The 14,259-nt window shown below is 65.8% G+C and carries 15 protein-coding genes; 2 read left to right on the top strand and 13 right to left on the bottom strand.

Features of this window, described 5'->3' with window-relative positions; all coding sequences use genetic code 11:
* Positions 1–115: 115 nt before the first annotated feature.
* From EJ078_RS16195 to exbB, 9 genes are all read right to left on the bottom strand, one after another.
* On the bottom strand, positions 116–1,060 hold the full coding sequence (locus tag EJ078_RS16195) for an acetamidase/formamidase family protein (RefSeq protein ID WP_127403779.1): 945 nt from the start codon (positions 1,058–1,060) through the stop codon (positions 116–118).
* Positions 1,050–2,693: an ABC transporter substrate-binding protein gene (locus EJ078_RS16190; protein WP_095827469.1), complete on the bottom strand. Its 1,644-nt coding sequence runs from the start codon at positions 2,691–2,693 to the stop codon at positions 1,050–1,052. Before EJ078_RS16190 ends, EJ078_RS16195 begins: the two co-directional genes overlap by 11 nt.
* Before the next feature lie 33 nt (positions 2,694–2,726).
* Positions 2,727–3,647, bottom strand: a complete 921-nt coding sequence (locus tag EJ078_RS16185) for an ABC transporter permease (protein ID WP_066998214.1) — start codon at positions 3,645–3,647, stop codon at positions 2,727–2,729.
* A complete protein-coding gene (locus EJ078_RS16180) occupies positions 3,644–4,510 on the bottom strand; it encodes an ABC transporter permease (RefSeq protein ID WP_176478976.1) in 867 nt (288 codons plus the stop codon). Before EJ078_RS16180 ends, EJ078_RS16185 begins: the two co-directional genes overlap by 4 nt.
* A 19-nt stretch (positions 4,511–4,529) precedes the next feature.
* On the bottom strand, positions 4,530–5,132 hold the full coding sequence (locus EJ078_RS16175) for an ANTAR domain-containing protein (RefSeq protein ID WP_127403777.1): 603 nt from the start codon (positions 5,130–5,132) through the stop codon (positions 4,530–4,532).
* The gene (locus EJ078_RS16170) at positions 5,129–6,223 is read right to left on the bottom strand and encodes a transporter substrate-binding protein (protein WP_127215674.1); all 1,095 of its coding nucleotides are present in this window, start codon (positions 6,221–6,223) and stop codon (positions 5,129–5,131) included. Before EJ078_RS16170 ends, EJ078_RS16175 begins: the two co-directional genes overlap by 4 nt.
* A gap of 159 nt (positions 6,224–6,382) precedes the next feature.
* Positions 6,383–7,360 (bottom strand): energy transducer TonB, encoded by a 978-nt coding sequence (locus EJ078_RS16165; RefSeq protein ID WP_127403776.1) that lies wholly within the window; start codon positions 7,358–7,360, stop codon positions 6,383–6,385.
* On the bottom strand, positions 7,357–7,842 hold the full coding sequence (gene exbD / locus EJ078_RS16160; RefSeq protein WP_095779815.1) for a TonB system transport protein ExbD: 486 nt from the start codon (positions 7,840–7,842) through the stop codon (positions 7,357–7,359). The genes EJ078_RS16165 and exbD overlap by 4 nt, the downstream gene beginning before the upstream one ends.
* Positions 7,843–7,849: 7 nt before the next feature.
* Entirely contained in the window at positions 7,850–8,848 is a 999-nt protein-coding gene (gene exbB / locus EJ078_RS16155; protein ID WP_245432963.1) for a tonB-system energizer ExbB, read from the bottom strand.
* A 170-nt stretch (positions 8,849–9,018) separates the two neighbouring features.
* Here exbB and EJ078_RS16150 point away from each other — a divergent pair, with 170 nt between their 5' ends.
* Complete coding sequence (locus tag EJ078_RS16150) at positions 9,019–9,690, top strand: isochorismatase family cysteine hydrolase (protein ID WP_127215676.1); 672 nt, start codon at positions 9,019–9,021, stop codon at positions 9,688–9,690.
* Between the two features lie 127 nt (positions 9,691–9,817).
* On the opposite strand, the gene EJ078_RS16145 is transcribed toward EJ078_RS16150, so the two are convergent.
* Both EJ078_RS16145 and EJ078_RS16140 read right to left on the bottom strand, forming a co-directional pair.
* A complete protein-coding gene (locus EJ078_RS16145) occupies positions 9,818–10,849 on the bottom strand; it encodes an LLM class flavin-dependent oxidoreductase (protein ID WP_245457069.1) in 1,032 nt (343 codons plus the stop codon).
* Positions 10,850–11,002: 153 nt separating this feature from the next.
* On the bottom strand, positions 11,003–11,152 hold the full coding sequence (locus EJ078_RS16140; RefSeq protein ID WP_082953811.1) for a hypothetical protein: 150 nt from the start codon (positions 11,150–11,152) through the stop codon (positions 11,003–11,005).
* A 280-nt stretch (positions 11,153–11,432) separates the two neighbouring features.
* On the opposite strand from EJ078_RS16140, the gene EJ078_RS16135 reads away from it, so the two are divergent.
* Entirely contained in the window at positions 11,433–12,200 is a 768-nt protein-coding gene (locus EJ078_RS16135) for an SDR family oxidoreductase (protein ID WP_127403775.1), read from the top strand.
* A 61-nt stretch (positions 12,201–12,261) separates the two neighbouring features.
* On the opposite strand, the gene EJ078_RS16130 is transcribed toward EJ078_RS16135, so the two are convergent.
* Together EJ078_RS16130 and EJ078_RS16125 are read right to left on the bottom strand one after the other, a co-directional pair.
* Positions 12,262–13,206 (bottom strand): ABC transporter permease, encoded by a 945-nt coding sequence (locus tag EJ078_RS16130; protein WP_127403774.1) that lies wholly within the window; start codon positions 13,204–13,206, stop codon positions 12,262–12,264.
* Positions 13,203–14,258: an ABC transporter permease gene (locus EJ078_RS16125; protein WP_095826246.1), complete on the bottom strand. Its 1,056-nt coding sequence runs from the start codon at positions 14,256–14,258 to the stop codon at positions 13,203–13,205. The genes EJ078_RS16130 and EJ078_RS16125 overlap by 4 nt, the downstream gene beginning before the upstream one ends.
* Between the last annotated feature and the right edge of the window lies 1 nt (position 14,259).

The raw sequence follows: 14,259 nt of genomic DNA, 5'->3' as shown, positions 1-14,259 counted from the left end.
ACCCGGACCTTTGGTCCGACCTCCCGACGAGGGGAGGTAGGGCGCTGGCGTTTTACCCTCCCTCTTGTGGGAAGGGTCGCTGCGAAGCAGCGGGGCGGGGTGGGGCGCCGACCTCTCATTCAAACACGCAGCGCGGGAAGTAGAACGACACCACCCAGTTCGGCATGTCGACGATCTCGCTGATCCTGAGATCGCCGCAGACCGAGACCAGCATATAGGCGTCGACCGGGTCGAGCTTGTATCGGCCGGCCAGCAGGTCGACCATCTGACTGACCGCCTGCTTGGCGCCGGTCATCAGGTCGGGCCCGATCCCGGTCGTCACCTCATAACCTTTGGCGTCGAGATGCCGCGTCACCGCGCCCAGCGTGGTGAAGCGCGGCGTCTTCAGCCGCGCGTCCTTCACCAGGTCGAGCTTGAGCACGACGTCCATCGGACTCTCGATCGCAGTGCCGCACACTTCGCCGTCGCCCTGCGCGGCATGCGTGTCGCCGACCGAAAACAGCGCGCCTGCCACTTCCACCGGCAGATAGAGAATGGTGCCGGCGGCAAGGTCCCTTATGTCGAGATTGCCGCCGACGCGCCGCGGCGGCACCACCGAATGGTGGCCCATCTCGCCCGGCGCGTTGCCGATCGTGCCGGCAAACGGCTTCAGCGGCACGCGGCCTTGTCTGCCGAACAGCGCCGGCTCGAGCGAGCCGGGGTCATATTTCCAGATGTTGAGTGCCGGCTCCTTGAAGTCGTCGGCAAGCAGACCGAAGCCCGGAATGTTCGCCGTCCAGCCGAAGCCGGACGGCTTGAACATTTCGATCGTCACCTTCAGCGCGTCGCCGGGCTCGGCGCCCTCGACGAAGATCGGCCCGGTCACCGGGTTGATCATGCCGAAATCGAGGCTGGCGATATCGCCGACGGTGCTGTCGGCCTTGAGCTGCCCGCCGGAGGAATCCAGGCACTGGAACTCGATCGTCGAGCCAGGCGCCACGCGCTCGGCCGGGGCAAAGGAATTGTCCCAGCCGAAGTGGTGATGGCGCCCGTGGATGGTGTAGTCGCAGTTACTGCACATCTTTCACATACACATTGTCGTAGTTGATCGGGATATGGACCGGGTCGACATAGAGATTGTCGGCGCCGCCCATGCGGGCCGACTTCAGCGTGAAGCGCTGCTCGTTGAAGACCGGCGCCCAGGGTGCGTCCTCCATGATCTTGTCGTAGATCGCGCTCCACATCTTCTCGCGATCCGCGGACTTTGCCGGATCGACGACCGAATCGGCTTCGGCCGCCTTGGCGTCGAGATCCTTGTTGCAGTACCACGCCCAATTCCAGCCGCCCGGCACCGCGCCGGCGCAGCCGAGGATCGGTCCGTAGAAGTTGGACGGATCCGGGAAATCGGCGATCCAGGCCATGCCGCCCGACCAGATCATCGGCGCGCCGGACTTGTCGCCGCCGGCGGCAATCACGTTGGCCTGGGCGAGCGATTGGATGCTGGCCTTGATGCCGATGGCAGCCAGGTCCTGCTGGATCGCCTGCGCGATACGCGGATTGGGGTCGGTGTTCATGGCGAACAACTGCGTTTCGAAGCCATCGGGGTGGCCGGCCTCGGCAAGCAGGGCCTTGGCCTTGGCGACGTCATAGGGATAGCCCTTGAATGCCTTGTCGTAACCGGGCATCGACGGCGGCAGCGGCTGATTGGCCGGCACCGCGCGGTTGTTGATCATCTGAACGATGCGGTCCTTGTTGATCGCCATGTTCACCGCCTGGCGCACCTTCACGTTGTCGAAGGGCGGCATGGTGGTGTTCATGGTGATGTAGCCGGTGTGCAATTGCCCGCCCACCACGACGCGGGCCTTCTGCTCCGGATCGTTCATCACCTCCTGGAACTTGGCCGGCGGAATGCCGTCGCCGGGCACGTCGATCTCGCCCTTCTGCAGGCGCAGCAGCGCCACGATCGGCTCCTGGCCGATCTCGAAGGTGATCTTGTCGAGATGCGGCAGGCCCTTGTGCCAGTAGTCGGGGTTGCGCTCGAAGACGATGCGCTGGCCGAGCGTCCATTCGGCAAGCTTGAAGGCGCCGGTGCCGACCGGATGCTTGCCGAAGTCGGCGCCGTATTTCTCGACCTCCTCCTTCGGCACCACATGCGAGAAATTGATCGCCATGACATGCAGGAAGGTGGCGTCCGGGCGGGTCAGCTCGAATTTGATCGTATAGGGATCGACCGCGGTGACGCCGGAGAGGCTGTTCGCTTTGCCGGCGGCGACCTCGTCATAGCCTTTGATCGAGCCGAAGAAGCCGGCGCCCGGGCTCTGCGTCTTCGGATTGGTGACGCGGTCGAGCGAGTATTTGACGTCGTCGGCCGTCATCTCCCGGCCATTGTGGAACTTCACGCCGTGGCGCAGCTTGAAGGTGAAGGTCTTGCCGTCCGGCGAGATCTCGTAGCTTTCGGCAAGGTCGGGCTTCAGCTTGGTGGTGCCGGGCTCATAGTCCATGAGGCCATCGAACAAGCTTTTGATCATCGACCAGTTCTGCCAGTCGTAGCCGATCGCCGGATCGAGCGTCGCGACATCGTCCTTGTAGGTGATGGTGATGGCGCCGCCCTGCTTGGCGTTAGGGTCGACCGCGTCGTCGGCGCGCGCGCTTGCCATGCCGAGCATCAGCGCAAGCGCCGAGGCCGCCACGGTGGATGCCAGAAATCGTCTCATGTCACTGTTCCCTTTCTCTGGTTGTTGCCTTGTTCATCTGAGTTTAATTCGGGGGTCGATGAAGGGCGCGATGATGTCGGCCAGCAGGTTGCCGAGCACGATGGCGAAGGCCGAGACCAGGGTGACGCCCATGATGATCGGGATGTCGACGCGCTGGATGGCCTGCCAGGCGAGCTGGCCGATGCCGGGCCAGCCGAAGACGCTTTCGACCACCACGATGCCGCCCATGAAGACGCCGATGTCGATGCCGATCATGGCGACCACCGGCAGGATGGCGTTGGGCAGCGCATGGCGGAACAGGATGGCGCCGCGCGCCAGGCCCTTGGCGCGGGCGGTGCGCATATAGTCCTGGCGCAGAACGTCGATCATGGACGAGCGCATCATGCGCGCATACCAGCCGGCGCCGAGTATGCCCATGGTCAGCGAGGGCAGCACAAGATGCCGCCAACTGCCGTAGCCGCCGATCGGGAACCAGCCGAGCCGGACGGCGAAGACATAGAGCAGGAGCAGGCCGACGACGAATTGCGGCGCCGAGACGCCGACGAAGGAGGCGACCATCAAGGTCTGATCGGTGGAGGTGCCGCGCTTGACGGCGGCGATCAGGCCCATGGTAAGGCCGATCGCGAGCTCGCACAGGATGGCGCCGACCATCAGAAGCAGGCTCGCCGGCAGCCGCGAGACGATGAGCTCGGTGACTTCCGAGCGCTGGATGTAGGAGCGGCCGAGATCGCCGCTGAGCAGCCTTGTGAGATAGTGCCAGTACTGGACGATGAAGGGCTGGTCGAGGCCGAGCTGCCTGCGGATGTTTTCAACCGTGTCGGGCGTCGCGCTGCGGCCGGCGATCTGGCGCACTGGATCAGCCGGCAGCAGATAGAGCAGCGCGAAGGTGATCAGCGAGACGCCGAGCAGGATGAGCAGCGACTGGATGAGACGTCGGCCGAGATAGGCGATCATGCCCGCCCCCTCTGCGTCGGGTCGAGGATGTCGCGCAGCGCGTCGCCGATCAGGTTGAAGGCAAGCGCAAGCGCCAGGATCGCGGCGCCGGGGAAGAACACCAGCCAGGGCGCCGCCTGGAAATAGGTCTGGTTCTCGAAGATGATGTTGCCCCAGGAGGCCGTCGGCGGCTGCACGCCGATGCCGAGATAGCTGAGCGTGGCTTCGAGCAGCACCGTGGTCGAGATGCCGAGCGTGCCCCAGACGATGATGGTCGGCAGCAGATGCGGCAGGATATGGCGCAACAGGATGCGCGGCGCGCTCGCCCCTATCGTGCGCTCGGCATCGATGAACTCGCGCTCCGACAGCGACGAGGTTTCGGTGTAGATGACGCGCGCGGTCTGCACCCAGTTGACCAGCGCGATCACCATGGCAACGATCCAAAGGCTCGGCTCGAACACCGCCGCCAGGCAGATGGCGAGAAGCAGTGCCGGGAAGGCCATCATCAGGTCGGTGAAGCGCATCAGCGCGCTGCCGATCCAGCCGCGGAAATAACCGGCCGTGACGCCGACCAGCGTACCGATCAGAAGCGCCACGCCGTTGGCGACGATGCCGATGATCAGCGAGGTGCGGGCGCCGAACAGGATGCGGGTCAACAGGTCGCGGCCGAGCAGGTCGGTGCCCAGCCAGAACTTGGCGTTCGGCGGCAAGGGTGAACCTTCCAGCGTCAGTCCGTCGAACATCTGCTCGTTGGGATCGTAGCCGGTCAGCCACGGCGCCAGGATGGCGCCAGCAAGCACGATGGCGACGATGAAGAGTCCGAGCAGCGCCAGCGGCCGCTTGAGCAGCCGGCGCCAGACGCCGGCGCGCGGCTTGACCGGCATTTGGCCCGGCGCCGGGAGATCAGGCGCGATGGGATTGGTCACCGCCATCCTCGTTTTCCGTCATCGCCACGATCCGCCGGGCCGCTTCCTCGACGCTGATCTGCCAGCTCATCGCCAGCGACCGCAACTGCGCATAGGCGCGATCGTCGTCGCTGCCTTTCGACAGCGCCGCGACCGCGCGCACGATGGTCTGGCGCTCGCCGACGCGCTGGCGCAGCGACGCGATCTCGTCGGCCAGCCGTTTCCCCGCCTCGAAGCTTTGCCGGGCGATCAGCAGCGCGCTGTACACGCCCGCATTGCCGACCGGTTTCAACAATTGCGCGTCGGCTTTTTGCGACAGCGCCCATTCGATGCGGCCCGGCGCTTCCGAACCGATCAGCGCCACCAGGGGCATCGGCGCCTCGCCCGGCTGCCACGGGAACTGCTCGTCGAAGCCGAGATCGGCGTCGAAGAAGACGAAATCCGCGGCAAGCGCCTCTGCCGGCAATTGCGGCCAGCATTCGACCGCCTCAAGGCCGATCGCCGACAGCTGCCTGGTGATCGCCTGCACCGTCGCGTGCGGGCGATGCAGCACGAAAGCCCGCGCGCCGCCGAGATTGGGGATGCGCTCGGACCGGCTCACGACACCACCCTGAGCCGCGGACGGCCGAAGGTCTTCGCCGGGTCGTAACGCGACAGATAGGGATCGGGCGCCACCTCTTCCTCGCGGCTGACGACCTCGAAAAATCCATCGGCGATGCGCCCGATGATCACCGGCAGGGTTGCATGCTGCGTGTGCGGATCGATTGCGATAGGCCCCAGGCGCGTCGTGAAGCGGCGCCCGGCGAAGGCTTTTGAGAACGCCGCCGGGCCGGCGTCGGGATCGCCGGAGAGCACGTCCGCCATCACTTGCACCGATGCATAGGCGGACGCCTCGAAGGACGAGGCGAAGGCAGCCGGGCGCGGCGCGAAATAGGGTCCGGCCGACAAATGGCCCCTGCCCGTTTCGCCGATCGCCGGCAACTCGCCCTCGGTGAGATTGCAGGATATGACCGGGCAGGCATCGGCCTTGAAGGCCGCATTCTCGCGTCCCAAGTCGCGATATGCCGCCAGGAAGGCATAGGACGAGGTGCCGATGAGGTTGTTGAGGATGAAATTCGGCCGCGTGGCGCGGATTTCATCGATCAGGCGCGAAACGTCGGTTTCGCCGATGCGCAGGTAGCGCTCGCCGAGCACCTTGCCCGCAGCGTCGGCGATCAGGTCGCGCGCGACGCGGTTCATCTCCCAGCCCCAGATATAGTTCGAGCCGAGCAGGAAGCCGTTGGCGCCGAAACGCGGCGCGACATGAGCCATCAGCGGAACCAGATGCTGGTTCGGGCAGGCATGCATGTAGACGACATGCTCGTTGGCCTCGAACCCCTCATAGGGACAGGCATACCAGAGCATGCCGCCCGCCTTCTCCAGCACAGGGATCGTCTCCTTGCGGCTCCAGGAGGTAATGCAGCCGATCACGTGGCGGGCGCTGCTGGTCCGGAAGATATCCTCGCAAAGCGTGGCGTAGAGGTCGGCATTGCTTTGCGGATCGCGTTCGACCGGCACCAGCTCGATCCCGCAGCTTCGGTCGGCATTGATGTCGGCAATCGCCCGCATCGCGCCCGTGCGGCACGCGTCCGAGACGAGCTGGTAGCTGCCGGATCGCGAATAGAGGACGCCGATCTCGATACGCCGTTTCAAGCAATGCCCCAAAAATGAAAAAGCCCCGCAGCCGCCGCCGACAGGCGAGGCATACGAGGCATTCTTGCCGTCCGGCGACCGAGGCCGATATGTTCGCAGCTACCCTATTCCCTACCGCCCGCCAGTCAAGCCTCAAAGTTGCATGGCGCGGCGGGGCATCTAATCGCGCAGGCTGAAGACGAAAGGCGCGGTGCGGGTGACGTGGGCGCCGAGTTCGGCCGGCGGCGCCGGCACCGACGCGCCCTGCAACACGCCGAGCGCGGCGCGATCGAGATCCGGATCGCCCGAGGATTGCGCCAGCCGGGCAGAGACCACCCTGCCGGAGACGTCTACCGTGAAGGTTACAGTAGGCGTGCCCTCGACGCGCCTGGAGCGCGCCGCGCTCGGATAGCGGGTATGCCGCCTGATCCATGCCGCCAAGTTGGAATTCCAGCGCGACGGGCTGACGCTCGATCGCGACACCGAGTCGGAGGATTGCGGCGCGGCGGCCTTCGCGCCTGCGTTGGCACCGATGCCGGCCATCGTCACGACCTTTGGCGGCGCGGCCTTTGCCCTTTTCCTCTGGTTCGGCTTTTCGACCGGCTTCTTTTCCACTTTTTTCCTCGCCTCGACGGGCTGGCTTGCCTTCGGCTGCGCCTCGAAAGGCTTTGGCTGCGGCAGCGGAACGACGACGTCGGGAGTAGCTGTCTCGACAGGGTCGGGCACGACCTCGTCCAGCGGCGGCCGCTCGCTGAGCGCAGCTGCTGTCTCCGCCGGTTCGGCCTCCGCCGCCTTGTCGGAAACGACCGGCGGCTCGGCGACCGGCTCGACCCTTTTCACGACCGGCGCCGGATCGGTCACCGGTTTCACTTCGGCGGGCTTTTCCGTCTCCTCCGCCGCATCTGGCTGGTCCGGCGCGACCGTGTCCAGCATGGCCGCCTCTTCCGGCACGGCAGGCGTCGTCGGCAGCGGCGCCATTTCGACAGCCAGCGCCGGCGGCGCGCCGCCGTCCGGCACCTCGGTAAAGCTCAGATTCTGCACCGCATAAGCGACCGCGACATGCGCGGCGAAAATAACCGTGGCCGCGCTTGCCCACAGACCGGCTTCGCGGAAGCCGAAGCGTGGCTGGGTGGACAAGGTGGCGATCGCTTGCGTCATTGCGCCGCGCTTCCGCTTGTCGCCGGCGCGGAGGTGGCGCCCGCGGCCGCAGCCCCGGTGCCGGACGCCGTCTCCAGCCCGACCAGCGCGATCTTGAGGTAGCCCGCAGCGCGCAGCAGGTTCATCACCTCCATCAGCTCGCCATAGCCCACCGTCTTGTCGGCGCGCAGGAAGATGCGCGTCTGCTTGTCGCCCTTGGTGCGGCTGTGGAGCACGGTGGCGAAGCTCGGTCGCGGCACAGCCTCATTGCCGATCGCCAGAGAAAGATCGCTTTTCAGCGTCAGGAACAGCGGTGTCTCCGGCCGTGGCGCCGGCGTCGCCGTCGACCCGGGCAGGTCGACATTGACGTCGACGGTCGCAAGCGGAGCCGCGACCATGAAGATGATCAAAAGCACCAGGATGACGTCGATGAACGGGGTGACGTTGATCTCGTGGCTTTCCTCGAGATCGTCGCCGGCCGTCTCGCGAATCCGCGCCGCCATTGGCCGCTCACTCCGCTGCCAACGCGGTTGCCGGCGGCACCGTGCGAAAATCGAGGTCGCGGCTGACCAGCCGCTCGACGCCTGCCGAGGCGTCGGCGAGGATCTGCCTGTAGCCGGCTATCGATCGCGCGAAGACGTTGTAGATCACCACCGCCGGGATCGCAGCCACCAGACCCATTGCCGTGGCGAGCAGGGCTTCGGCGATGCCCGGCGCCACCACCGCAAGATTGGTGGTCTGCGCCTGCGAGATGCCGATGAAGGCATTCATGATGCCCCAGACGGTGCCGAACAGGCCGACGAAGGGCGCCGTGGAGCCGATGGTGGCGAGCAGGCCGGTGCCGCGCGACATGCGCCGGGACGCTGCCGCCTCGATGCGCGACAGCCGCGAGGTGACGCGCTCCTTCAGGCCGTCGCCCGAGATGTGATCCAACGCGCCGGCCGAGAGCGCGCGCTCTTCCTCCGCCGCCCGCACCAGCAGCGCGCCCGGGCCGCCGCTGTGGCCGAGCGCGCGGCCAGCCTGCATCAGCGTCGCGGCATTGCCGATCGCGTTCGCCGCGCGCCGCGCCTTGAGCTTGCCGCCGAGGATCTCCAGCGACTTGGCGAGCCAGATCGTCCAGGTGACCAGAGAAGCGAGAGCAAGTCCGACCATCACCGCCTTCACCACGATGTCGGCATTCATGAACATGCCCCAGGGCGACAGGTCATGCGGCAGCGTCAGCGCAATGGCGGAAGTCTCTTCGCCCCCGGCAGTGCCCGGCGCCGGCTGAACGCGCGGTTCGGTCGGTGCGGCAGCGGTTGGTGCCTCCGTCGCCGGGGGCTGCGCCGCGGCCGGGGCCTGAGCTGCCTGCACGGCTGCCGGAGCTGTTATGGGCTGCTGAGCGGGCGCTTGTGCGGCCGGTGCCGCGGGTGCCGGCTGCTCCTGCGCCAGCGCGACGTCGGGAAGAAAGGAGCCGGCCGCAAGAATGGCGAACGCGGCCAGCACCACAAAAAGACTGTTCCGGGACAAGGCTAGTCCTCGCTTCATCATTGCACGCCAATGCCGTCTGACTAGAAAACATGAGTTAGCGAGTCAACTATTAAGATGTCCATCACCATCAAATATCCGGGACGCCGTGAGGTCTGGACTGCGACGCCGTCGCTGGGCCACCATGTCAGCCACAACCGAGGCAGCAGGCGATGATCAAGGCGACCCCGTTCGACTTCCCCTATGACGGAAGGCTGGTGCCGCAAGACACCGCCCTGCTCGTGATCGACCTGCAGGAGGATTTCCTGTCGCCGACAGGCTATTTCGCCAGGAAAGGCTATGACCCTTCGCCGCTGCGGGCCATTCTGCCGACGGTGAATCGGCTGATTGCGGCCGCGCGCGCCGGCCTCGCAATCGTCCATACGAGGCAAGGCTACCGCGCCGACATGGCCGATATGACGGCTTACGAAAAATGGCGCCGCAAGCGGGCGGGACTGGACGGCACGGATATCCTGCTGCGCTCCAGCCCAGGCTTCCAGATCGTCGCCGACATAGAAGTCAGGCCCGAGGACATCATTGTCGACAAGACCTGTAACGGCGCCTTCACCTATACGGATCTGGAACTGGTGCTGAGGGCGCGCGGCATCACCCATCTGATGTTCACCGGCTGCACGACCGATGTCTGCGTTCACACGACGCTGCGCGAGGCCTGCGACCGCAATTTCCAATGCCTGACGATTGCGGACGCCTGCGCCAGCGGCGACGGCCGTGCGCACGAAGCCGCGCTGCATATGGTGACGGTCGAGGACGGCGTCTTCGGCGCGCTGGCGAGCTCGGAGGCGGTCATCGCCGCGCTGTCGCGGATCGCAGAAGAACGGGATTGATTTCGGGATTTCGGGATCACAAGAATCCATCGGTCACAAATCTTTTTGCGTGCACCGTTCCGTTGCCGGCGACGCTTTCGTCTTCACGGTTAGCCGTTGCCGCCAGGACAGATGGAGCCAAGCCATGTCAACCGCAGTGACCTTGATCAATGTCTTCACTATGTCCCGTCTTGATGAAACCGGCAGCCGCAGCGGCCGGTCTCACCGCCATCCGCGATTTCACCGAAGGTGTGCCCCGGTGAACGAGCGCGACGCGAACGTTCCTGGCGCCAGGGTGTCGGCGTCGCACCGCGCCAGCGAATTTCGCGATCAGCGTGACAGTCTCGCGGCCGATCCGCGCGATCTCGCTGGGACGGTCGATACCGCAGATCATGAATTCCTCGATGCCTAGCGCGGCATAGGGCAACAGCGAGAGCGCAAGCCGCGCCGGCGGCCCCGCGACCTCGACCGCCTTGTGGTCGGAGGCGCCGGACCAGCCTTCGGGGCGAATGCGGACGGGAAGCGCGAAGCGCAATCTGCCGGCGCGGCCGTGCTCGGCTGCAGCGCCGCGCACACGCTGCATCAGCTGCGCGACTTCGTCCGGCGAGCCGGCCGCCAGCTCGAATATATCGGCATGCCGGCCGGCGACCTTCAGCGCGGTGCCGGACTGGCCGCCGAGCCGGATGGTGAGGTCGCCGCCATGCGGGCCCTTGCGCGGCACGTAACCGCCTTTGACGCTGTAGAAGGCGCCTTCATGGTCGAAGGGCTCGTCGTTCGACCACAGCCGCTTCAGCAGCACAAGATATTCGTCGATGCGCTGCCACACCACGCTGTGGCCGACCGGCCGCGCCTCGGCATCACTGTCCTGGAGCGGCTCGCTCAGCATCCTGAGCGACAGGCGGCCGCCGCCTCTCAAGTCGAGCGCCGCGAGCTGCCTTGCCGCCACGGTCGGCTCGACCACGCCGGCCCAGTGCGTCAGCACCACTTCCAGCGCCGGGGTGCGGTCGAGCGTCTGCGCGGCGATGTCCATGTTGGCGAGCAGGCCGGCCGGATCGTCGATCACCAGCTTGCGGAACCCCGCATCCTCGATCAGCGACAGCTTGGTCGCCGTCTCGGCGAAATCGTAGAAGAAGCTGCCATTCGCAGGCTTACCGGGAACATGCGTGAACTCGATCGGCATTGCTATCTCCTCCGTCACGTTGGCTTGCCCCGCTCCACCTCGAACAATCCAATGCGCGCAGGCGCGCCGACGCGCCCTGGCGCTCGGCCAGTTATCTTCTCCGGTTACTCCAACTCAGATTTTTGGACGGCGGGGCCGTAGGCCCCGGCTCTGTCAGGGGATGATCCCAAGCACCACCGCGCCGGTGAACACGAATGCCAGCGCGAAAACGAGATAGGCGAAGGTTCCGCCATAGGCGGGCCTCCAGCTCTGGTCGGCGGTCAGCCTCTGGCCCTTGCGCTGAGCATTCTGCATGTAGGTCATGGTCGAACCTCCGTCTCGGCCATTAATCTATAAAGATAGTAGACTTTGTCGAGTGCTATTTTTCGCCGGTTTTTGGAAGGACGTCCTCGGAAACGGCAACTTGAGGGGCGTTTATTCTCAGCCGAGATCGAAAAAGTGCGGGGATGCGCCACCGGAGGATCCGACAAAATGCCTGTAGCTCCGGCTTTTTCGGCGGCAAACGGCCTCGTTCAAGCGCTTGGCTACTCGGTACGCGAGGGGATAGCATCAAAATAGTCTCACAGGACTCAGGGAGAAAAACATGGGTGGAAGGCTGGCGGGCAAAGTCGCCATCATCTCGGGTGGCGCGACGGGCATGGGTGGAGCGGCTTCCGAGCTGTTTGCCGCCGAAGGCGCCAAGGTTGCGATCATCGACCGCAATGGCGAGGCCGCCGGCAAGACCGCCGCGGCGATCCGCGCGCGCGGCCATGTCGCCGAGCATTTCGTAGCCGACGTTTCCGACGAGGCGCAGGTCGAGGCGGCGGCAAAGGCGGCCGCGGAAAAATTCGGGCTGGTGACCGTGCTGTTCAACCACGCCGGCACCATTGTGATTAAACCCTTCTTGGAGACGACTCTGCAGGAATGGGACTGGCTGCACGCCGTCAATGTGCGTTCGATGTTCCTGATGACGCGCGCGGTGCTGCCGGGCATGATCGCCGCCGGCGGCGGCTCGATCGTCTGCACCTCGTCGATCTCGGCGGTGGCGGCGACGCCGAACGAAGTGCTCTATGACACCACTAAAGGCGCCTGCCACATGTTCGCGCGTGCCATCGCGGTGGAGTTCCGCGATCGCAACATCCGCTGCAATGCCATCTGTCCCGGCTTCATCCGCACGCCGCACGGAATGCGCGAGGTCGCCGACCTCGGCAAGCTCGGCGTCGATGTTTCCGATGCCGCCATGGCCGCGCAACAGGGCCGCATCGGCGAGCCGGAGGAAGTGGCCAAGGCGGCGCTGTTCCTGGCGAGCGACGAATCGAGCTTCGTCAACGGCGCGCATCTCTTCGTCGACAACGCCTTCACGGCGATCTGAGGCGTCCCAAGCTTGGCGCCCTTCCTCTACCCCGGCGATCGGGGGAGAGGAAAGAATCTACCTACCGTTCCTCGCGTCGAAACGGCTTCAGCAGCGCCGAAGGCGCGACCGCGTTGCGCGAAATGAAGGCCATGGCGACGATGGTGAAGATGAAGGGCAGCATCAGGAAGGCTTCGTAAGGGATGTGCCCGAGGCCGCTGGCCTGCATCCTGAGCTGCAGCGCGTCGACGAAGGCAAAGAGCAATGCCGCGCCCGCCGAACGCCACGGGTCCCAGCGGCCGAACACCACCAGCGCGATCGCCACCCAGCCGCGCCCCGACACCACGCCGAAGGTGAAGGCGTTGAACTGCGCCATGGTGAGAAAGGCGCCGGCAAGACCCATCAGCGCGCCGCCGAGGATCACGGCCTGGAAGCGCGTGGCGATCACGCTGACGCCGGCGGAATCCGCCGCGCGCGGGTTCTCGCCGACCATGCGCACCGACAGCCCCCAGGGCGTGCGGTAGAGCACGAAGGCGGCAAACGGAACGGCGATGATCGCGAGATAAACCAGCGTGAACTGGTTGAACACCGCCGGACCCAGGATCGGAATGTCCGACAGCAGGGGGATCGGCGCCGGCTGAAAGCCCTTGATGCTGGGCGGCACCGATTGCTGGCCGAAGATCAGTCGGTAGAGGAAATAGGCGAGCCCAGAGCAGAACAGCGTCACGCCGATGCCGCAGACATGCTGGCTGAGGCCCAAGACCACCGTGAACAGCCCATGCACCGCGCCCATCGCCGCCCCGACAAGCACGGCCACCAGCACGCCCAGCCACAGGCTGCCGCTCAGGCTCGCGGCGGTGAAGCCGGCCATGGCCGCCAACAGCATGATGCCTTCGATGCCCAAATTGAGCACACCGGCCCGCTCGGAAAACATCTCGCCGAGCGTGGCGAAGGCGAGCGGTGTGGCGATGCGGATGATGGCTGCGAGAAAGCCGACCTGAAAAATCTGCTCGAACACCGCGCTCATGCGGGCGCCCCCACGCGGCGGATGCGATAGGCGGTGAAGAGCAGCGCCACCAGCATCGCAAGCAGCGCCGTACCCTGGATGACCTCACTGAGGAAGGCCGGCACGCCGGTCGCGCGCGACATCGCCTCGGCGCCGGTCATGACCGCGGCAAGGAAGATCGCGGCCGGCACGACGCCGAGCGGATTGAGCCTGGCGAGCATCGCGACGACGATGCCGGAATAGCCGTAGCCCGGCGAGATGTCGCTCATCACCTGGAAATGGACGCCACCAACCTCGCCGACGCCGGCCAGTCCGGCCAGCGCGCCGGAAAGCAGCGCGGTGGAGAGCAGCACGCGCTGTGTATTGATGCCGCCATAGCGGGCCGCCTCCGCATTCTCGCCGGTGACGCGGATGCGGAAGCCGAGCGTGGTGCGCGCGATCAGGAACCAGCAAACGGGCGCTGCGATCAGCGCCACGACGACGCCGATATGAAGCCTTGTGCCTTCGATCAGCACCGGGAAATAGGCGGAATCCTCGATTGGCGGCGAGATCGGATAACCGGAAAAGGTGTCCTTCCACGGCCCCTCGATCAGCGCCATCAGCGCGTAATAGATGACCGAGTTGAGCAGCAGCGAGCTGACCACGTCGTCGACCTTGAATTTGACGCGCAACGTCGCCGGCACCAGCGCGACGAGGGCGCCGGCCGCCGCGCCGGCCAGCGCCATCAGCAGGATGGCGAGCGGTCCCGGCATCGGGATGGCGCCTACGGCACAACTCGCAACCGCGCCGGCCAGCAGCTGGCCTTCGGCCCCGATGTTCCAGAATTTGGCGCGGAAGGCGATCGCCACCGCAAGGCCGGTGAAGATCATCGGCGCGGCGCGCACCAGCGTCTCGGTGATTGCGTAGCTGTCGCCGAGCGAGGCCGAGAGCATCACGCCATAGGCCTCGATGACACCGGCGCCGGCGACGGCGATGAGACCGCTGCACAAAACCAGCGCGACGGCGATGGCGAGTAGCGGCAGTGCGAGATTGAACCAGGCCGGCGTCGAGCTGCGGACTTCGAGACGGAACATC

The sequence above is a fragment of the Mesorhizobium sp. M1A.F.Ca.IN.022.06.1.1 genome (assembly GCF_003952605.1).
Taxonomy (GTDB): domain Bacteria; phylum Pseudomonadota; class Alphaproteobacteria; order Rhizobiales; family Rhizobiaceae; genus Mesorhizobium.
This window is presented reverse-complemented; position numbering and strand designations above follow the sequence as displayed.